Origin of the sequence: Micromonospora sp. NPDC000121, from assembly GCF_042899165.1 — a bacterium.
In the GTDB taxonomy this organism is placed as follows: domain Bacteria; phylum Actinomycetota; class Actinomycetes; order Mycobacteriales; family Micromonosporaceae; genus Micromonospora.
This window is the reverse complement of sequence record NZ_JBIAZP010000007.1, coordinates 25,153-47,146: the sequence shown is the minus strand read 5'-3', so window position 1 is coordinate 47,146 and position 21,994 is coordinate 25,153. Positions and strand designations below refer to the sequence as shown.

Here is a 21,994-nt window from a genome sequence, read left to right as displayed (position 1 = left end):
TCAGGGCGGAGAGGCACAACAGGTGGCGGTACCGAATCCTAGGAACTCGCTCGGTGAGTACGCGTGGGTCTGGGACGCCGTCTGCTGGGTCAGCGCCGGTGAGGCGTGGCCCACCGGCGACGAGGACCGGATGCGCGAGCTCGCCGACGCGTGGAACGGCCTCGCCGAGACGATCAACGACGCCCTCGCCGACGCCGACCCGGCCGCCATGAAGATCCTCCAGAACTGGGGCGGCGGCGCCGGCGAGGCGTTCGGCCAGCTCTGGAACCAGATCGGTGTCGATCCGGGCACCGGCCTGCCGCTGATCCAGGAGGCAGCGTCCGCCTTCGCCAGCGGCTGCGACAACGCGGCCATGGAGATCGAGTACGCGAAGCTGACCGTCCTCATCGCCGTGATAATCACCGTCATCGCGGTCTTCGTGGCGCTGCTGATGGCCTGGCTGGGTGGGGTGTCGGCCGGAGCGATCCCGGGCATCCTCGCCGCCGGCCGGCAGGCCGTGACGGTCGCGTTCCGGCGGCTGGTCGCGCAGATGGGCCGGCAACTCCTCACCCGCGCCGGGCTGCAGGCGGCCCTGCGCACTGTCGGCACCCAGATCAGTCGACGGGTCACCAGCGAGGCGCTGCGCAACGCCGGGCGGCGGTTCGCCCTCGAACTCGCCGAGGAGGTCGGCGAGGAACTCATCATCGACATCGGTGCCCAGGCGTACCAGATGAACGCCGGCACGCGGACGGAGTGGGACGTCAAGCGCACCGTCACCGCGGGCATCGGCGGCGCCTACGGCGCGCTCCTCGGCACCGGCCTGAACGCCGGCACCCGCTTCGCCCGCAACAACGTGGCGCCCCGGATGCCGGTATCGTTCAGCCCCCCCGCGATGAACTTCCGGGGCGCCGGGGTCGTCCGCTGGGGCGGCAACACGCTCGCCGCCGGCCTGCAGAACGCGGTCATCTCGCCAGCCGCCAGCGTTCTGGCCAACGCCACCATGACCGGGCAGTGGAACATGCCCGGGGCTGACGCGTTCCTCGGCGGCTTCGCCAGCGGCGCCGGTCGCGGCGGGGCCACGATGGCGGCCAGCAGCGCCGGTAGCGGCTTGGCGAACCTGCACAACCGGCTCGCCGGCTTCGATCCCGGCACCCCGACGGGCACCGGCACTGGCAACGGCATCGGTACCGGTACCGGGAACCCGACGGTCGGCGGGGCGAACCTCGGTAACCTCGGCAACGGCAACGGCGCGGGGACCGGCACGGGAACGGGCAGCGGGGCCGGCAGCGGCGGCGCGGGCTCGACCTCGGGTTCCGGTTCGGGCAGCGGTTCGGGTTCGGGTTCGGGCAGCAGCTCAGGCTCAGGGTCGGGTAGCGGCTCGGGGTCGGGCTCCGGTTCCGGTTCGGGCAGTGGGTCCGGCTCGGGTTCGGGTTCCGGTAGCAGCTCAGGCTCCGGTTCGGGGAGCAGCTCGGGGTCGGGCAGTGGCTCGGGGTCGGGCTCCGGTTCGGGGTCGGGCTCCGGTTCGGGTTCGGGGTCGGGCACTGGGTCCGGCTCGGGTTCCGGCAGCGGTTCGAGCGGCAGCGGCCAGGGCGACGGGAGCGCCGACGCCGGCCCGAGCAACGCGCCGACCACCGGGTCCGGATCGATCTCGCTCGCCCCACCGACGGCCGACGCCGGCGCCCCGCCGGCCGTGGACACGTCCGACACGTCGGCCACGAGCACCAGCCAGGGCACCGATCCGGGCACGAGCGGCGGTACGCCGGCCGCCGGTACCCCGGTCACCGCCGATGCGCCGGGCACTGGCCTGGTCACCGACCAGGGCTCCGCCGACGCCGGCACGGGCACGGGCTCCGACTCGGCCTCCTCGACCACCGGCGGCACCCAGGACGGGTCGTCCACGACCAACGACGGCAACTCCGTGCGGCCGTCCTCCGAGTCCACCGTGGATGGTCCGCCGTCGCAAACCACCGACCACTCCGGGACGAGCGACCACTCCGGGACGAGCGACACCACGTCGAACTCCGCGGCTGATCCGCTCGCCGGCGACCAGGCGCCCGCGGTCGTACCTGGCACGACGGTGGGCACCTCCGTAGCCGGTGGACCTCCCGGCACCGTGCCGGCGGCGCCGAGCAGCGGCGGCACGACCACGAACCCGGCCGTGGTCGGGTCGACGGCAACGACGACCGCACAGCCCACTGCCGCCACGAACGCGCCCACCACGAACGCGCCCACCGCAAACGCGCCCACCACGAACGCGCCAGGCACGGGCACGAGCAGCCAGACCGGGACGGGCACCCAGACCGCGCCGGCGACCAACACCGGTACGAACACGCAGCCGACCACCGGTCGCCCGACACCCACCGTCAACCCGACCACGGCGAACTCGGCCGGCTCCATCTCGCTGGGGCCCGCCACCACGCCGTCGACCAGCGCCCCGACGACGAGCACCGCGCCGGCCAGCGACACCAACCAGGGCACCCCGAACCAGCAGGGCACGCCGGCTCAGCAGGGCACGACGAGTCAGCCCGGCACCGACCAGGCCAGCCCGTCCGGACGGCCCGAGGGGCGTACCCCGCTGGTCGGTGTCGGGCCCACGGACGTCGCCGCGGCGCCGGACGGCTCGACCCGCCCGGACGTCACGCCGGCCGTCCCCGACGCGACCGGGAGCAACCCGTCGAACACGCCTGACCCCTCGGCAGGCCCGGACGCCGACACCGACGCGACGACGGACCCGGCGGATGCCGTTCCGGCCCAGCGGAACTCCGCCGACGGCCTGGTGGTCGTCCCGGTGTCGACCAGCAACGGCCCGAACAGCGGCACTCCGACCGCGCCGAACGCCAACAACGGGACGGTCGACCCGACCACGCTGACCCGCTCCACCAGCCCGACCGGTCGTGGCACCTACAGCTGGCACCTCGACCCGACCACCGTCCCCGGCGACCCGAGCGGCCCGGACGCCGAGCGGATGCTCATCGAGGCGTCCCGGACGCTGGCCGAGACCGTCCGGACGGCGGTCAAGGCCAAGACGATTTCCAAGGGCAAGATGCCGGGCATGGCGGGCGCGCTGATGATGCCGAACGGCGACATCACCACCCACACCAGCATGAGGCCCGACAAGGGCACCACGCCGCCGACCCAGCCGGCGGTGCACCCGCTCGCTCAGGCTGCCCTCGGCCGGACCGCAGCCGCCTTGGGCAACAGAACTGGCGCCGGCCACGGCCAGTGCGCCGAGGTCGCGCTGGTATCGGATCAGCTCTACCGGCTTGAGCAGCAGTGGCGGGCGGCTGGCGAGCCAGGGACCTTCGAGCAGTACGCCCTGGACGCCTTCCAAGGGTCGAAGATCGTCACACACCAGGTCGCCACCGGCTTCGATGAGAATGGGGTTCGGTACGACCTGGGCCACTACCGGGCCCCGTGCCGTTCCTGCACGCACTTCCTGCCACAGTTCAACGTCGATCCGATCGTGGATACGGAGCGTTTGCCGGCGAACTACCAGCCGCCGGTGCCCGGGGTGGTGGGCAACGGGCGACCGCTGAGCGACGCCCGTCCGTACGGGGATCCGCAGGGCCTGGTGCCGCCGGACCAGGCCGACCAGCAGGCACTGGACGATGCCGTGCCGCGCGACCCGGACACCGGCCGGCCGGAGGTGCACCCGGACCCCCGCGTGGGCAACTGGGCGGGCCTGGTCAACGACGGAGGCCCGACGGTCCCCGGCCGGGACCGGAACTGTGCCGACGCCGGTCTCTCCTTCCTGTCCACCTGGTTCGGCCGGCCCGAGGTGGCAGCGGCCACGGCGGACGCGACGACCGTCGAGCGCGACAGCACTGCCCGGCAGGAACAGGCGTTGCGCACCACCTTCAGCCACCGCGGCACCGGCACGTCCGGACTGGCCAAGGTCGCCGCCGCTCTTCGGGACGCCGGCCACGGCTCGGCTGCCCTCATCATCACCACCTCCACGGACGCCAGCGGCCGGGCGCACACCTGGAACGCGGTGAACCACAACGGGACGATCGTGTGGGTCGACGTCCAGGCGCGAACGGTCTCCGACACCGGCCCGATCTACAACGCCGGCGTCGACAACGTCTGGTCCATCACGCTCGATGCCCAAGGTGACCCGATCACGCCGGGCGTCACCCGGACCGACACGAACGCCCCGACCGCCGGGCCGGACCCGGTGCCGCCGCACTCCACCGCACCGGCGGACCAGAACTCCGAGTCGAGCGCCGGCGACCCCACAGCCGCCCAGGACCAGTCGGGCGCCGCAGAGAGCGACTACCTGAGCGAGCTGTCGGGCGCCGAACGGACGACGCTGCTCGACGCCGTCGCCGCGGCCCAGCAGGACGCCGACCAGATCCTCGCCGAACTGCAGGGCGTCGCCGCCGACGTCAACGCGCAGCTCGGGCTGACCGGCGAGGACGCGCTGCGGACGCTGGGCGAGGAGCACCGGGTCAAGGGTGCGGAATCGCTGGCTCGCAAGTTCCGCACCGAGCTGGCGCCGATGGGCTACGACCTGGACAGCGCGCTGCAAACCGTCAACGACATCGTGCGTTTCTCGGTTCGCGGCCCGGAGTCCGAGGCGTACGGACCGGCCGTCGACCAACTGCTCAGCACGCTGGAAGCCAACGGCTATCAGGTCACCGACCTGAAGAACTTCTGGCATTCCGGTAACCGGTTCTTCGGGCTGAACTGCACGCTGGTGTCCCCGAACGGCCGCACCTTCGAACTGCAGTTCCCGACAGCGACCAGCTACGCCATCGGTAAGCAGACCCACGTCCCGTACGAGGTGATGCGGGATCCCGCCTCGCCTGTCGTCGCGCAGGTCCACGCGTACCTCGACATCTTGGCGATCAACAAAGCGAACGGTGCGGCGACGGCCATGCCCGGGGGCATGGACAGTCGGCCGGAGCGATTCGGTACGCCGAAGGACACCAGCTTCGCGGCCTGGGCTGCCAAGCCGGCCCAGGCGGATCTCTTGCACGAGTACGCCGCCGAGTTGGCCGCGCAGGGCCGTACGTTCCAGGAAGCCCTCGCCGAGCGTGGGTTGGACGCCTCCGACCTGCCCGGCTTCGATCCCGCCTCTCTGGGGAGCACAGATGGCCGAACCCAACTTCCGATACCACCTGTTGTTCCGCCCGGACAATCCGGAAGTGCCGGTCAACGTGATCGCGCTGCTCCGGAGCAGCGGACCGACCCAGGCCGTCATCTGGGATCGGCCGACCAAGGCGTGGAACTTCCGGCCGGACGTGGCGACGGCGATCCTGTACGCGAATCCGGAGCGCCATCTGACCCGAGCGGTCGACCGGGCCACGGCGGAACAGGAGACGGCCCACTTCACGACGGTTCCGCTGCCGACGGAAGCGGAGTTGACGGAGATCTGCCGCCAGGCGACCTGACCGTCGACGACCCAGCGGCCGACACGTCGAACACCGCTGGCCCGGACGCCTCGCAAAGCGGCGGCGCGATCCGCCCGCGTAACGTGCTCGATGTAACAGCTCAGGATCGCTGGGCGGCCCGCGCGTACGAGGTGTTCCGGTCCGATCCGACCGACGTCGCGCAGATGGCGGAGAACCTGGCGCAGGTGCCGCGCGACGATGGCTCGGTCGGCTTCAGCGCGGCCGAGATCCAACAGATCAAACAGCACCTGTTCGTCGACGAGCATCTGTTGAACGTCTACGACGACAACGGGGACGTGGTCGGCCACCAGCTCGGCCGCTTCGAGCCGGACGCGGACATCGCCGAGGCGTGGATCCGCCTCCGCGGCGGTGAGCCGCTACCCCAGGACGTGGTGCTGCTCGAGCATGAACTGCGCGAGTTGCGCTACGCGCGCGAACAGCCGAATGCGACGTACGCTGAGGCGCACGCGTATGCAAACGAGCGGTTCAACTGGGAACAGAACGTCCCCGAGCGCACCGGGGAGGATCTTGATAGTTGGGGACACCGGGATGGCGATTCTGCAACGCTTCCGCAAGGCCGAGGAGACCGACCAGGAGGTGCACTACCTCTTCGGACATCCGATGATGGACCGGCAGTTGACCATCAACAAGCTGGACCGGACCTACCGGGTGGCGGACCAGCGGGAGGACATGGCCTTCCGGGCGGTGGTACGACGGATCATGGCACGCGAGGCGGACGAGAAGGCCTGGCCAGCGGGGGGCGGGATCCAGTCCTAGACGGCGATCTGCCGCCGGATGACCTGACCGTCGGTGCCCCGTCGGCCGGGGGGACGGCCGGCGAGCAGACCGTCGAAGAGCCGCCCGGGGACGACGACCAGGCCCAGGGCTACCCGGACATGCAGGGCTGGCCGATGCCGGACACCCGGCGTTTCGGGCCGGACGAGCTGGCGCCGCTGGAGGATCCCCAGTTCCAGGACGATGTCGCCGACAGCCTCCGGACCCACGACGGATACGCCGTCTTCGCGGATCCGTCCACCCACCCGTACGGCCAGCTGATCAACGACGGCGGGCCGGGCCAGCCCGGCCGGAGCAACAACTGCATCGACTGCTCCCTGGCGGCGCTGGCCAGCTTCTTCGGCGATCCGCAGGTGGCCCTACCGCGCTGGCCGGACCAGCGCGAGGACGGCTCCATCGACACTGAAATTGGCGAGCTGGACGGCTTCGGCCGGGTGCAGAGCTGGATCGGCGGCGAGTGGATCGGCGACAGCGACGCGCTGCCGTCCACTCCTGTCGAACGCGCTGCGGCGGTCGCCGATCAGTATGCGCAGCTGCATGACCTGGTTGTGCAGGCAGGGCCAGGAAGTGCAGCGCTCGTGGTGGCCGATTGGCTCGGCGCTGACGACGTGACCGGTGAGCTCATCCTCGACGAGGATGGGAATGTCACCTTCGACGGCGCTCATGCTTTCGTACTCGTTTATCCGGACGGCGCCGACGGACCGGTCTGGTGGGATCCGCAGCACGGAATCACCTCGACCGAACCGCCGCCCGTCTATGTGGCCGGGACCTACGCGCTCTGGTCGATGATGGTGCCCAGTGGAGGTGTAACGAATGACGGAGGACGAGGCGCGAGCCCTGATCACTCGTCTGTTGGGGACGCGCAATCCGATCCGGCTGGGCGAGTTCGAGTTCGGCTGGGTGGCCCGGGAGGAACTCTCGGAGGAGGAACGAGCCCGGGGGAGGCACCTGGGTCAGGGACGGTTCATCATCGACCGGACGGGCGTGATAACGGCCCATTCGAGCGGGCCACCCCGGCTGCTCCTTCAGCGGTACGTGGAGGCTCGCCGACAGGGCCGCTTCACGGGCCGGCAGGTGTGGCCGAAGGTCGACCAGCCGGACTGACCTCAACCGACGCCGACACCGATGCCGACACGACGGCACCGGGCGTCGACACCGACCACGCCGCCCAGCCGGCGACCCCGGGCAACAGCGACACGTCCACCGACGGCAGCGTGGCGACGAGCGAACCGATCACCGCGAGCGCGCTGCCCGGCACGGCCTTCCACGGCGAGGGACGGGCGCAGGCCGATCCTGACGCCGTCCTCGACCGGGCGCGGGCCGCGCTGACCGGTGTGGCCGCCCACGCCGGCGTGCAGGCCGTGACCGCCCTGACCGACGGGACGTACCAGGTCACCCGCGCCGACGGCAGTCAGTTCAACCTCCGGGTGACCAGCGCCCCGGTCCCCGACCGTGCGGTCGCGGCCAGCGCGTTCGACACCGACGGTACGGCCGTGGTGACGGTCTCCGACCGGGCCGCCGACGCGGTGATCGGGCGTGCGCTCGCCCACGAGGTTGCCGAGCTGGCCGCCCTCGGGCAGCCGCTGGCGGAGGGCGCGTCGGTCGTCACGCCGCTCACCCGCGCCGACGTGGCCGAGCTGGTGACGGCCGCGCACCAGGTCCGGACCGCGGACAAGTGGTCCCGGTCGGCGGCGCGACGCGAGCTGGCCGCCATCGTGGACCGGCTGGGCCTGCGTGACGGCATGCTCGGCGCCGAGCAGCGAGTCGCGGCCCTGCCCGCCGAGGCGCGGGCCGCGCTGGCCGACGCGACCAGCCAGCGTTCGGCCCGGACGAGCGAGCGCTCCCGGCTGCGCGCCGACCGCCGCGCCGCCGAGGCGGAGTCGAACGCCCGCCCCCTCGGTCTCCCCCGGATGCGGACGTACCTCGTCACGCATTTCACCGTGAACTCGCTCCTGGCGGCGCTGGCGGCGAAGCTCACCCTGGACGCCGGCGGCCGGCCGGAGGTCGCCCTGATGCTGGGTGCCGGCGCGCTCGTCGGGGCGCTCGCCACCGGACCGGCGAAGTGGCTGGCCAAGCGGGCCGGCCTGGTAGCCGAGGACCGGCGGGCGCGGTACGACGCCCGTCAGGACGCCCGCAGCGCCGCGGAGACGGACACCACCACCGGGGAGGCGCTCGCCGCCCGCACCGGCGACGCGACCTCGGCGCTCCAGGAGCTGGGCGAGGCGGTGACCGGGCTCGGCGAGCAGACCGCGGCCGTCCAGGAGCAGCTGCGCCAGAACGAGCGCCGGCACCGGCTGATGGGCCGGCCCCGCCGGTTCCCGCCGGGCGGCGGGGACCCTTCGGCGGCGACCGGCCGCGACCCCGGCAGCGGTACGCCGACGTCGACCAACGGCCAGAGTGCTCCGCCCGTCGTCGGGTTGACCCCGCACGAGCACGGGCGGCTCGCCGAGTTGCGCAGTCTCGTCGCCCGTCACGACGGGGCACGGCCGTGGTCCCGGCTCGGCACGGGCCGGGAGATCCGGGCGCTGCTCGACAACCTCGGGCTGCGGCAGGGGACGCCGGGTGCGAACCAGCGCCGGGACCTGCTGCCGGCCGACGTGCGGCCGCTCGTCGACCGGTTCGGCGACTCGCGGACGACCGCGGTCCGGGAGCGGGCCCGCGTCGTCATCGGCCGCCAACCCGCCGACGGGCAGCGGCCGGGCAAGGTCGCGCCCTGGTGGATCTCGGTGGCGGAGACCGCGCCGAACCTGCTGACGGCCGCCACCATCGCCGGGGTCGGTGACCTCCTCGGCCAGCTGAAGCTCGGCTGGTTCGGCATCGCGGGCGCGCTGGCCGCGGCGGCGACCGGCATGGCGGTCGACCCGGTGATCACCCGCAAGGAGGCCGCCGCCAAGGACGCCCGGGACACCTGGGACGCGGAACACCCGGCGCTACCGGCGGAGGCGCTGCTGTCCCAGGCGGCCGAGGCGCTCGCCGACCCGATCGGCGCAGTGGCCGACCGCGCCGCGACCGCCGCCCGACGGACGGCCGACCTGGAGCAGCGCCTGGCCGACCTGGAGCGCCGGCTCGCCGACTCGCAGCGCCGCAACGGCCTCGCCGACTCGTTCCGCCGCCTGCTCTTCGGCGACCCGGCCTGGGCGGGGCTGGCCGCGCCGGACGCCACGACGACCCCCGAGCCCCGCGCGTCGACCGACCCGACGACGTCGACCGACCCGACGACGTCGACCGACCCGACGACGTCGACCGACCCGGCCGCTGCCGGGTCCCGCGACCCGCGCGACACGGCATCGCTGCAACGGCTTGCCGAGCTTGCCGCGCGGCACGAGGCCGCGGGCCTGCTGGCCCGCCCGTCGGTGGCCCGGCAGCTGCGGGTCCTGGTCGACCAGCTCGGTCTGCGAGAGGGCACGCCGGGCGCGGATCAGCGCCGTGAGCTGCTGCCGGCGGAGCTGCGGCCGGTGGTCGAGCGGCACGGGCGTCCGGGCCTGGCCGACCGGGCGGCACGGCTGCTCACCCGCCCACCGGCACAGGCGACGGACAGCGCCCAACGGCCGAGCAACGTGCCAAGCATCGGGGTCTACGCGGTCGAGCAGACGCCCGGCCCGTTGGTTCAGGCCGGGGCGACGGTCGGGCTGGCCAAGGCCCTCCAGGTCGCCGCCGGGACCGGGCCGGTCGGCATGCTGGCCGGTGGGCTCGTCGGTCCGCTCCGCGACCTGCTGCTCAAGCGCGTCGAGGCCCGGATCAAGGACGCGCGCCGGACCTGGGACCTGGCCAACCCCAACCCGGCGACGGACCCGACGTCACGGGTGGAGGGGCTCGCCGGCCCGTCGGCGACGGCCGTGACCGACGCCGCCCAGCAGCTCGACGCCGCTTCGCGGCGCCTCGACGACATCAACGCGACCATGGACCGGCTGGCGCAGAGGCACACCGCCTCGCCCGGGTCGACCGAGACCTCGACCACGCCCGGTAGCACGACCACACCCGACCCGGCCGCCGGCACGCCGGATCCGGCAGCCACGCCGGATCCGCTAGCCACACCGGACCCGGGCGGGACGCCCGACACGACCGGTCCGGAGCGGCTGAGCAGGGCCGACGCCTGGGAGCTGCAGACGGCCGCGCACCAGGTGCGTACCGCTGATCCCGTCTCGCTGAAGCCGGCCCTGCGCGAGCTGCACGCGGTGATCGACCGGCTGGGTCTGCGGGATGGCATGCTCGGGGCGCCGGACCGGATCGCGCAGCTGCCCCCCGAGGCCCAGCAGGTGGTCGCGGAGTTCGGCGGCGACCGCGCCGGCCGGACGCGGCAGCTCCGCACGCTCCGGGCCGAACGGCGGGCCGCCGAGGACGCCCGTCCACCGGGCATTCCCCGCCTGCGCACCTACCTCGTGTCGAGCGTGCTGACCACCGGGGCGACCGCCGCCGCGGCGACCGCGGTCGCCGTCGCGGTGGCCAGTCCGCTGGCGCCGGTGATCCCCATCGCCGCGGTGGCCGCCGCGCCGGTGATCGGACTGGCGAAGTGGCACGCCAAGCGGCAGGGCCTCGCCGCCGACGACGTGCGCAGCCGGTTCGACGCGCGCAGCGACGCCCGGTCCGCCGCCGACCGGGTGGACCAGGTCATCGACCGGCTGAACGAGCCGATCGCCGAGCTGGAGCGGGCCGCCGACCGGCTCGAGGGCCGCCTGAGCGCCGCCGAGTCGACCACCGGCCGGCTGGCTGAGGGGCTGGCGGAGACGCACCGCCGCACCGGCCTGCTCTCCCGCCTCTTCAGCACGCTCGGCAGCGGCCGGACGGACCCGGCCGCGACCGGTCCGGAGAACGGCACCGGCCCAGGGGCCGGCCCGAACCCGGAGGGCAACGGCGACCCCGACAACGGCACCGGCCCTGGGCGGATCACGGCGGCGGCGGTACCGAACTCGGGTTTCCACGGTCTGGGGCGGCCGGCGGCCGACCCGGCCGCGGTGCTGGACCTCGCCCGGGCCGCGTTGCCGCAGGTGGCCCCGTACGCCGGGGTGGACGAGGTCGCCGCGGTCGCGCCGGACCGCTTCGAGGTGCGCGCGGCCGGCCTGTTCCCGCTGCGGGTGGAGCTGACTGTCGGCCCGCTGACCGACGGGGTGGTGGCCCAGTCGACGCGCAACCCGGACGGGTCGTTCACGGTGACCGTCTCGGACCGGGCCGTGGACGGCGTCATCGCCCGGGCGCTCGCGCACGAGGTCGCCGAGCTGGTGGCGCTGCACGAGTCCGGGCAGGCCCTGGTCGGACCGCTCGACCCGGGCAACGTCGACGGGCTGATCGACCCGGCCGGACTCACCGCGCACGACCGCGGCCGGATGGCCGAGATCCGCCTGCTCGCCGCCGAGTACGAGACCGGCGACCAGGCCACCCGGCTCGCCGTACGCGCCGAGATCGACGCCCTCGTCGACCACCTCGGCCTGCGGGTGGGCGATTTCGCCGCACCTGCGCGGTGGGCCGCCATCCCGCGGGATGTGTTCACGCACCTGGTGCGCCTGAGCGTGCCATCGGTGACGCCCGAGTCGGTGACCCAGGTGCTGCAGGGCGGCCCGGCGCTCACCGACGTCGAGCGGTTCCGGATGTTCGACTATCGGGCCCGACTCGCCCCGGACTTCCAGGTGCCGTCGACCACCGAACTCGACGCGCGGCTGCGCGAGCTGGCGGTGCAGGGCGAGCAGGCCCAGAGCAGCCTGCCGCGGATGCCGGCGTACGCCGGGCAGATCATCGCCATGCCGCCGGCTCAGCTGGACCTGATCCGGCAGGTGGATCCGCAGCTCGCCGACCGGATCGCCGCCGAGGGCGTGTACGTCGACCTGACCGGCCAGTTCGACCTGCGACCGTACGCGGTGGACAACCAGCCCGAGATCGACCTGGGTGACGCGCGGCCGGCGTTCGACCTGGGTACGCCAGCCGGCCGGCAGGCCCTGCTGGTCGAGGACCGGGCCCGGGCACGCGCCGCCCTACGTGGTCTCGCCGGTGGCCAGCCGGTCCCCCTGCTCGCCACCCACGACTTCCACTACCTGGGCGCGGGCCGGGTGATGGGCCTGGTGCCGGACACGCTGACCCAGGTGCTGCGCCGGTTCAGCCCGATCGCCGAGGCGACGACCGGGGAGACCACCGCCACCGCCACCGGCCCGGCGGAGACCGCCGCGGTCGCCGACCGGGTCACCCTGCCCGCCGCCGAGGCGGGCACCCCGACCGTGGCGTACGGGCAGGCGCTCGACAGCCAGAACGGCCAGCCGCCGCCGCTGTTCGACGGGCCGCCCAAGCGCGAGGACGTGCAGCAGGGCATGCTCGGCGACTGCGGCATGCTCGCGGTCATCGGCTCGGTGGCCGGCCACCTGCCCGCCGCGCTCGCCGACCTGTTCCAGGTCAATCCGGACGGGACGGTGGACGTGCTGCTGCACGAGAGCAGCCTGCCCGGCCGGTCGGTGACGCCGACCGGGCGGCGGCTGCGGATCACCGTGCAGCCGGACGTGCCGCTGCGACCCGGCCCGGACGGCCGGACGGCCTACGCGGACCAGTCGTCGGTAGGCGTGGCCTGGGCCTCGCTGCTGGAGAAGGCGATCGCCGCGATCGACCGGACCTGGACGCAGGAACGCCACGACCAGTGGCAGCAGCAGTGGACCAACCGACCCGGCGTGGCCGACACCCAGGCCGCTCCGCTCGGCTACGCGCGGCTGAACAACGGCAGCTCGCGACTGATGCAGGCGGAGCTGCTCACCCAGCTGACCGGCCTGCCGACGTCGGTGGACCAGCTGGACACCACGCCCGGTCAGGAAGCCGTCGCCGAGGCCCGGCTGGCGGAACTGCTGGCCGCCGGCAGTCCGGTGATCACCGGCACCCGGGCGGCGTCGGCGTACCAGACCGCGAAGCTTCCGCACGGCCTGTACGCCGGGCACGCCTACGAGGTGGTCGGCGTCGCCAACGGTCAGGTGCAGTTGCGTAACCCGTGGAACAAGAGCCACCCCACGCCGATGTCGGTGCGCGCCTTCCTCGACCTGATGAACCCCTGGTACGCGCACGTCGAGCTGGCCCGTACCACTACCACGGCGGTGCCGAACTCGTCGTTCGACGGGCTCGGTCGGCCGACGGCTGACGCCGCGGCGGTGGTGGACGCGGCCCGGGCCGCGCTGCCCACGGTGGCTGGCGCTGCGCGGGCGGACCAGATCGTCGCGGTCGCCCCGGACCGGTTCGAGGTGCGGGTGGCCGGCCTGGACCCGCTGTCGCTGGGCGTGGCGGCCGGCCCGCTCGCCGACGGCGTGGTGGCCCAGACGGTGCGGAACCTGGACGGCTCGTTCACGCTCACCGTGTCGGACCGGGCGACTGACGCCGCGGTCACCCGGGCGCTGGCGCACGAGGTGGCGGAGCTGGTGGCGCTGCACGGGTCCGGCCAGGCGCTGGTCGGTCAGCTGGACGCCGACCACCACGACGGGCCGATCGACCCGGCCGGTCTGACCGCGCAGGACCACGGCCGGCTGGCCGAGCTGCGGATCCTCGCCGCGTCGTACGCCGGCGCGGATCCGGCGACCCGGCTCACCCTCCGGACCGAGATCGACGCCCTGGTCGACCATCTTGGGCTGCGCCTGGGCACCCCGGACGCGCCCGCCCGCTGGGGCGTCCTCCCCGGCGACGTGGCCACCCACCTGATGCAGTTGAGCGTGCCGCTGGTGACGCCGGAGTCGATCACCGATGTGCTCGGCGGCATCCCGACGAGCACCGTCGAGCGCTTCCGCGCGATCGACTACGGGGCCCGGCTGGCTGCGGGCTCCCAGATGCCTTCGGCCGCCGAGGTGGATGCCCGGCTGCGTGAGCTGGCCGTCCAGGGTGAGCAGGCGCAGTCCAGCCTGCCCCGGATTCCGGCCTGCGCCGGGCAGATCATCGCCATGCCGCCGGCTCAGCTGGACCTGATCCGGCAGGTGGATCCGCAGCTCGCCGACCGGATCGCCGCCGAGGGCGTGTACGTCGACCTGACCGGCCGGTTCGACCTGCGCCCGTACGTGCTCGAGCGCTCGCCGGAGGTCTGGCTGGCGGAGTCGCGGTCCGCCTTTGACCTGGGCACGGAGGCGGGGCGGCAGTCGCTGCTGGCCGAGGACCGGGTTCGCGCCCGGGTCGCGTACGGGGCCGAGTACGGCGCGAACCCCGCCGCCATGGCGGTGCTGAACACGCACGACTTCCACTACCTGACCAACGCGCGGGTGCTGGCCCTGGTGCCGGACGCACTCACCCGCGCGCTGCACGGGCTGGTGCCCGGTGCGCCGCCACTGGACGTGGAGGTCGACGCGACCGTCACGGCCGGTGAGACCGTGGTGGTCGCCGACCGGGTCACGCTGCCGGCCGCGGAGCCGGGCCAACCCGGCCCCGAGTACGGCCAGGCACGCGACATGCAGACCGGGCACCGGGCCCCGCTCTTCGACGGGCCGCCGCGCCGGGAGCAGGTGCAGCAGGGCACGCTCGGCGACTGCGGAATGCTGGCCAGCATGGCCGCCGTCGCCGGCCACCGCCCCGGCGCGATCGCCCAGCTCTTCCAGCCCAACCCGGACGGCACCGTCGACGTGCTGCTGCACGAGAGCACCCTGCTCGGCGACGCGATCAACCCGACGGGCCGGCGACTACGGATCACCGTGCACCCGGACGTGCCAATTCGCCCCGGCCACGACGGCATGACCGCATACGCTGATCAGTCGGCGAACGGCAGCTCCTGGGCGTCGCTGTTGGAGAAGGCGCTCGCGGCGGTGGATCGGACCTGGAGCACCGAACGCCATCAGCAGTGGCAGCGCGACTGGTCCTCCTGGTACAGCCCAAACGATCCGCACGTCGCCGCGCCCACCGGATATGCCCGGCTGGGCGTCGGCAGCACCCCGCGAATGCAGGCTGAGCTCCTTACCCAGCTCACCGGGCTGCCGAGTCGTTCTGAACTGTTCGATCAGACACCCGGGCGGGAGGCCGCCGTCGAGGCCCGGCTGGCCGCACTGCTGGCCGCCGGCAGCCCGGTGATCACCGGCACCAAGCCGAAGGAGCACTACCCGGTAGCGATCCGTGACACGCTTCCGCACAAGCTCTATCCCGGACACGCCTACGAGGTGGTGGCGGTCAGCAACGGCCAGGTGCAGCTGCGCAACCCGTGGAACATGAGGCATCCGACCCCGATGTCGGTGCGGGAGTTCCTCGATCTGATGGACCGGGGCTTTGCCCACCTGGAGCCGCAGCCGACTCCGCCGGTCGCGCCGCAAGCGGCGCCGCCGGCCGTCCCCACGCCGCCGATCGCCACGTCCGACCCGCACAGCTTGGGCCGCACCGATCTGGAGGACGAGCGCTACACCCTCGTCTACTACGCCCTGCTGGCCACCGACGGTACGGTGAGTGGCCTGGGGGTGGTCGAGCCGTCTGAGCGGGGACAACGCTCGGCCCACTGGACGGCGGGCGGGGCACCGCCCGGTCCGGGGGGCTCGCTGCCGGTCGGCCGGGCGGAGGCCGAGCGGATCGCCCGGGAGGTGCTCGGCTTCGCGCTGCCCGACGAGGCGACGCTGCACGACATGCTGAACGGGTGACTGTGCCGAGAAGAGAGCTGGGAGGAGAGCCGTTGCGCTCCTACACGGACGTCATGTCCATCCGCAACAACGTGCCGTCGGACATCGGGCCGGCCCGGCTCGGCGTTCGGTGGATCAACGAGGGTCCCCCGGTCCGGGCAGAGATCAACGTCATGCCCTGGCGCGACGGGGACGGGGACGACTACGAGGTCGTCCTCGGCGAGACCTTCCCGGTGGGCGACGAGACCTGGCGCTTCGCGGACGTCGACATGAAGAACGCGGACGAGTGGCGGGTGATCGTCCGACGGGTCGACGAGAACGAGGTGATGACGCCACCAACCGGCCACGTCTGGAAGTCCGCCCGGCTGCGGCCCTACGGTCAGCTCGACGAAGCGCAGCTACAAGCAGTGGAGGCCGAACTCGGCATTTCGTTGCCGCCGAGCTACCGCGACTGGCTGCGTGACAACAACGGGGCACAGCCCGAGGTCGAGCACCACGTCCCCGGCCTGCCCTTCACCATGTTGCCGGAGCGTCCCCTGCTCGGCGTTCATCCCCAGTACCCGCCGTTCGACCTGGTGCACGCTCAGCGCATACACCGAGATCCCTGGCTGTCGCCGGCCTGGCTGGTCATCGCGAACCTCTCCGGCGGTCTGCTGGTGCTCTCGCTGCGGCCGCGCGACATGGCGGAGGAGGGCGTGTACTTCCTGCCGGATGCCGGCCTGGGCGGGGCGATCGGTCCTGAGGGTGCCGCAGAGCGCGAGCGGCATCTGGTTCCGGTGGCCCGCTCGTTCGGGTACTTCCTCGGCAAGCTGACTCCGTTTGACCTGTCCGACCTGCCGCCGGCGCAGATCATCCGGCCCGGCGAGCCCGGCCACTCCCAGCATGACGACCAGCCGTGGTGGGCCACACGACCTGAGGATCAGCAGCGATGACGACGACACACACCGCGCAGGCCCTGCTGCTGCCGGTCGGGCAGTTCTTCGGCACCTTCCACCCGGTGGCCGGTTCGACCGAGCGCTACCACCGGGTCCGCCTCGGCGACGAGGTGTGGGAGCTCGACGACCAGCGCTTCACCCTGTGGGCGCTGGCGCACGGCGCCGGCGAGCAGCCGGCCGAGCAGCCCTGGACCCTGCCCGCGGTACGTGACGCGGCCGCCGCGCAGCTGCCCGGCGTCGACAGCGCCCCGCTGCTGCACGGGCTGCTGGCCGAAGGGCTCGCCGTCGAGGTCGTCCCCGATGCCGGCGAGGCGGTGGAGTTCGCTCGTCGGCACCGGGTCGGCGCCCGGATGCTCGGGCTGGGCAACAGCGCCGAAAAGCCCTGGCTCTGGTCGATCGGCTTCTACGAGCATCCGGTGGTGAGCGTCACCCGCACCGTCTACGACCTCTGGGAACGGTGCCCGTCCGGGGAGAGCCTCTGGACGATGTGCCGGGCCCTCGCCGACGAGGAGCGGGAGGCCGGCGGCAACGACCCGGACCTGGTCGACCCGGAACGGCTGCTCACCGCGTTCCTCCGTACCGCCCACCTGCTGCTCGCGGCCAGCGTCATCTACCTGGAGCCGCTGCCGTGACCGATACGACGAGGAACCCCGCGATGGCCGATCCGCTGATCCTGCCGGTAGGGCGCTACACCGGGGAGTTCCACCCGGCCGTGGGTGCCCCGGTGAAGTACTACTCGCTGGGCATCGGCCGTCTCTCGGTGACCCTGGAGGACCCGCAGGCCTTCGCGGTCTGGGCCGCGGCGCACCGCCCGGTGGACCGGCCCGACGCCACCTGGGACCGAACCGCCGTGACCGATGCCGCCAGGCAGCTCGGCGTGGCCGACCCGGACCGCATCGTCGCGGAGTTCCTGGAGGACGGCCTGCTGGTGGAGATCACGCCGGACGCGCCGGACGTGGTGGACTTCGCCCGCGCGCACCGGGTGCTCCCACTCATGGTGTCGCTGGGCAACACCCCCGACGACCCGCTGCGCTACGGCATCGGCCTCTTCGGCACCGCGCCGGTGTTGCGGCTGCCGGCGTTGGCGCACGACGTGTGGCAGTGGAGCAGCGTGGGCGCCAGCCTCTGGGACGTCTGTCAGGTCTTCGCCGACGCGGGCGCGCGGGCCGAGGTGGCGGATGCCCGCGAGCACGACCCGCGGCACGTGCTGCGCGAGTTCCTGGCCGCGCTGCCCCTGCTGGTCGGCGCGAACGCCGCCTGTCTGGACGAGGCCCGCCGCTGAGGATCGCCGCTTCCGGGACCTGGCGGGCCTGAGAAACCGACCGCGCCGGACGGCATCGCTGCCGGAAGGGCTCGGCGACCCGCGGCCGGCATCCCGGCCGCGGGTCACGCCGGTGCCGTGGGGAGTGTCGAGGACGGCGGCCAGGACGACGCGGGGTTCGCTCAGACGGCCTGCGGCAGCATCCCGGCGTACGTGTCGCGGACCGCGGCCAGCCGGTCGCGCCGGAAGCGGCCCGGCTCCCGCCGGCGCAGGTCGCGTCCCCACTCGCTGGTGCAGGCTGCGGCGGGCACCACGTCCTCGCCGGGCGGGATGAACTTGAGCACCTCGTCCAGCGCCGCGACGGCCCGGATCAGCGTGGCCTGGGCCCGCTGCCCCGCGTCCCCGTCCGCCGGCACCGACCTGGCGTACGTGTCGGCCACCCGGAGCCACTCGCCGGGGTCGAGCAGCTGCGACGGCTCGTCCCCGCCGTAGCGGAAGCCACCGGCAGGGGCCACGGCAGGCTCGGCCGGCAGCCGGAAGGTGAATTCGCGCGGCTGGCCGCAGGTGGGGCAGGAGCCGGTGTAGCGGGCGGCCAGGTCGCCGTCCTCGAGCGCCACGACCGCGCTCTGCCGGGCGAACCGCGTCTCCCCGCAGGAGCAGGGCCGCAGGTCCATGTAGAGGTGCGCCTCCGCGCTCGTACGGCTGGGGGGCAGGATCATGCGCTCCACCGTACCGATCCTCCGCCCTCCCCTGCGCCCCGGTGCCACCGACGCGAGCCGACGCGGCGGATCGGCCGTACCGTCGCTCAGGCCGGCGCGGCCACGGCCCGGCGGCACCGCTCCGCTCTCCGTCGCACCTGGTTGTACGCGCTGGTCAGGCGGCAGCAGGCCGCCACCGCGACCGGGTCGAACCAGTGACCTCTTCGGTGTGAACTCTCGGCGAGCGGGCCGGGTCGGGCTCGGTGCGAGGTCAAACGGCCTGCTGAGGCGCTTCTCGGCTCGGTTCGGCTGGCACCGCTGCTGTACTTCACTGCTGTACTGCTGGCATCAGACGAGGCGCTGGATGCGGACCTTGGGTTGCTCGTTCCTGAGGTGTCCCTGCTTGTGCTGGCGGACCTGCTCGTCCCAGACCTCCTGGTCGTAGTCGGGGTCGGGCGGGATCCATTTGTGGAGCCGTCGCTGTAGTGGAACTTCTCGTCGCCGGGCCGCAGGATGCTCACCTCAGCCAGCCGAGGAAGCGTTGGTGCAGCGCCCCCGCCGGCACCCAGGTCAGGTCTTCGGAAGCACGCACCAGTTGGGCACCCAGGTAGAGGGCCAGGGAAATCGGAGCGCCGTCGAACTCTGCGCGCAACTCGCGCTGCCGGGTGCGGCAGGGCCAGGGCGCGTCGCAGCCGCCACAGATCCAGATCGGCAGCACCGGGCCGTGCGTGGTCATGCGCGGCCTCCGAGCAGCGCCGCCGTCAGGGACCGCGCCTGCCGGCTGGTCGCCCAATCCACCTGCCAGCACGGGTACGGCGTGAGCCGCGCCCACCACGCCCGACAACCGGTACACATGCCGTCCATCCCCGGTAGATGTACGACCAAGATCCGCTGTTCCGCCTCGTTGCTCACTGCTCCTCCTTGGCGGGCCAGTGCCCCCGATTGATCGGGATGCGGTGTCGGCTGCGGCAGGGCAGGTCGATCCCACAGCGGCAGATCCACCTCCACTTCCGCCACGACCATGCCGGGCGGTGTCGCCGGGCCAGGGTCATCGCGACAGCAATCAGGTACTGGTCGTAGGAGACTCGTCGCCACGGTGGTGTCCTGTCCCGCATCGCTGACTCCCTCCGCCGGGCAGCGCTCTACCGCCGACCCCGCATCACGGGACCGGATCTGCAACGTTCGGTAACTGCGACGCTACGATCACGACGACGGCGGATGGACTCACCCGTAGTACGAGTGAGCAGGCCATATGTCCGACCGCAGTATCGGTTTCACGGCGGGAACGTCGACCACCGGTCAACGTAGGGATGACGGATGTCAGGTCGCGGACGATCAGCACTACAGCGCGGCGAGGTGACCGGCTACCTGTTCAAGCTGATCCGGGAGTCCATCCCGTTGACGCAGGAACAGCTCGCCGCCGACCTGAGCGTCGACCGCGTGACCGTGCAGAGCTGGGAATCCGGGCGCCGGCCATTTACCGCAGTGCCGCTCGGGCAAGCGATCACCGTCCGGCACCGGCTCAGACGGCTCGGCGCGAACCCAGTCCTGCTCGCCGCACTCGACGACGCCGCCGAGGCAGACTTCATCCTCGCCGCAGTCCTCGACGAACAGGTGGACCGCAGCGACGTTGCCGAACACCCGCTCGGTTGGTCCGTACTCACCCATCGCCTGACCGATCTGATCCTCTGGGCCGTCCTCGGGCAGACACCGGCCTTCGCCAAAGGGCTACCCATCGCCCACCCCCGACGGGGTCCGGTCGCGTCCGGGCCGACCCTGCCCGTTGACGAACAGCGCACGTTCTTCGCGAACCTCCATGTGCTCGCCGAACGCGCAGCCGCCGGACGGGATCCGAGCGTCCTGCTGCACCGGCAAGCCTGCTTCCTCGCCGGCATGGACCCCACCAGGGCGGCAGCAGGATGGCTCACCAAGAGCACCACCCGCGCCCTCCCGGTGACCGCCTTCCGCACCTGGTCACCGCTGTGGCCGGACGCCCGCTCCGTCGTCACGTCCCTGGCCAACCAGGGCGACCCGGAACCTTTGCGGGACTTCATCGCCCACGCGCACCCAGACGACGCCTGCGAACGAGCAGCCCTCAACTACTCGGCCTACTGGGTGGGCGAGATCCCGTACCGCCACCGCGACGACTCCTTCATGCCCGGGCCGCTCGCGGACTGGCACGGCTCGATCCTTCTTCGGCACCTGATCCAGCGCCTGGAACCCGGGCACCCCTTCGTCGACCTCAACATCCACAACGTCTGGGCTCTACTGGCCGCACGGCGCGGTCTCGCTCTCGACAACCCCGCCGCGACTCGCGCACTCCTGGATCGCTGTATCCCGCTCCTGGACAGTGACCGGACCTCCGCACAGTCGCGGCAGGAACTAACCTCAATCGTCTACAGCCTGCGGGCGGACGGACTCACCGGCACAGGGACGGGCAGATGACCGACGACCACGACGCCACCGGAGCAATGAGCTTCATCTTCGAAGCCGGCGTCCTCAAACGCGCTGCCCGCACCGGCTGGTGGTTCGCCGGCGTCAACCACCCCGAGTCCATCGCCGACCACTCCTTCCGCACGGCGCTCATCGGAATGATGCTCGCCGCCATGGAAGGCGCCGACCCGGCCCGCGTGTCAATGCTCTGCGTCCTGCACGACACCCAGGAAACCCGGATCACCGACATCCCGCACATAGCCAAGCGCTACCTCACCCCCGTACCCAACACCACCGTCACCGCCGACCAGGTCGCCGACTGCCCACCAGCCGTCGCCGACGCCATCACCGCAGCCGTCGCCGAATACGAGGCGGGTGAGACACCAGAAGCCGTCGTCGCTCGCGACGCTGACAAGCTGGAATGCCTCGTCCAAGCGGTTGAATACCGCCATCAGGGCGTCGACAACGTCCAGCGCTGGATCGACAGCTCACGAGCGGCACTCAAGACCGCCAGCGCCCACCGCCTCGCCGACGCCGCTCTCAGCGGACAACCCCTCGCCTGGCTCACTCCCCCGCCGCCGAGGTGAGCCCATAGCATTCGCTCAGTCAGTCATCAGGAATGAAAGAGGCCCTGATCATCAATGTGATCGGGGCCTCTAGCTGTGTAGGCGATCCTGGGATCGAACCAGTGACCTCTTCGGTGTGAATGTTGATCTAGCCCTCCAGCGCAAAGCAAGCAACACCGACCGATGTCGGAGCGTGCGCCCCGGCGACCATCAAAGGCCGCCTAACGACAGCCAGCATCGGCCCTCTTGCTGATTTCTCGCTGACGTCGCGCCCAGTCCCGGCTAGGCGCTGGCTGGCCGGCACAACCAGCTCAAGCCCATAGTGGCCCCTGAGGTCAGTGCCACCACCGCAGAGACCTGCCGACCAAGTCATGGTCTCCCAGCGCCACCAGCCACCATCG

At 72.6% G+C, this 21,994-nt stretch carries 6 protein-coding genes and 1 pseudogene; 5 read left to right on the top strand and 2 right to left on the bottom strand.

Translation table 11 applies throughout. The annotated features are described in order from the left end of the window. Positions 1-22 precede the first annotated feature (22 nt). The 3 genes and pseudogenes from ACFY23_RS20430 to ACFY23_RS20420 all read left to right on the top strand — a co-directional run bounded on the left by ACFY23_RS20430 (position 23) and on the right by ACFY23_RS20420 (position 17,917). On the top strand, positions 23-15,721 hold the full coding sequence (locus tag ACFY23_RS20430) for a toxin glutamine deamidase domain-containing protein (RefSeq protein ID WP_350819195.1): 15,699 nt from the start codon (positions 23-25) through the stop codon (positions 15,719-15,721). 53 nt (positions 15,722-15,774) lie between these two features. Further along, positions 15,775-17,267 (top strand): annotated as a pseudogene (locus ACFY23_RS20425) (DUF6406 domain-containing protein). 23 nt (positions 17,268-17,290) lie between these two features. Beyond that, entirely contained in the window at positions 17,291-17,917 is a 627-nt protein-coding gene (locus ACFY23_RS20420; RefSeq protein ID WP_350685212.1) for a hypothetical protein, read from the top strand. Positions 17,918-18,078: 161 nt separating this feature from the next. Here the strand turns inward: ACFY23_RS20420 and ACFY23_RS20415 are convergent, their stop codons facing one another. Further along, positions 18,079-18,615, bottom strand: a complete 537-nt coding sequence (locus ACFY23_RS20415; RefSeq protein WP_350685213.1) for a hypothetical protein — start codon at positions 18,613-18,615, stop codon at positions 18,079-18,081. Between the two features lie 496 nt (positions 18,616-19,111). Then, positions 19,112-19,330 (bottom strand): hypothetical protein, encoded by a 219-nt coding sequence (locus ACFY23_RS20410; RefSeq protein WP_350685214.1) that lies wholly within the window; start codon positions 19,328-19,330, stop codon positions 19,112-19,114. 581 nt (positions 19,331-19,911) lie between these two features. On the opposite strand from ACFY23_RS20410, the gene ACFY23_RS20405 reads away from it, so the two are divergent. Both ACFY23_RS20405 and ACFY23_RS20400 read left to right on the top strand, forming a co-directional pair. After that, positions 19,912-21,039 carry a helix-turn-helix transcriptional regulator gene (locus ACFY23_RS20405; protein ID WP_350685216.1) on the top strand — a complete coding sequence of 376 codons (1,128 nt, stop codon included), beginning with the start codon at positions 19,912-19,914 and terminating at the stop codon, positions 21,037-21,039. Then, entirely contained in the window at positions 21,036-21,614 is a 579-nt protein-coding gene (locus ACFY23_RS20400) for an HD domain-containing protein (RefSeq protein ID WP_350685217.1), read from the top strand. The genes ACFY23_RS20405 and ACFY23_RS20400 overlap by 4 nt, the downstream gene beginning before the upstream one ends. Positions 21,615-21,994: the final 380 nt, after the last annotated feature.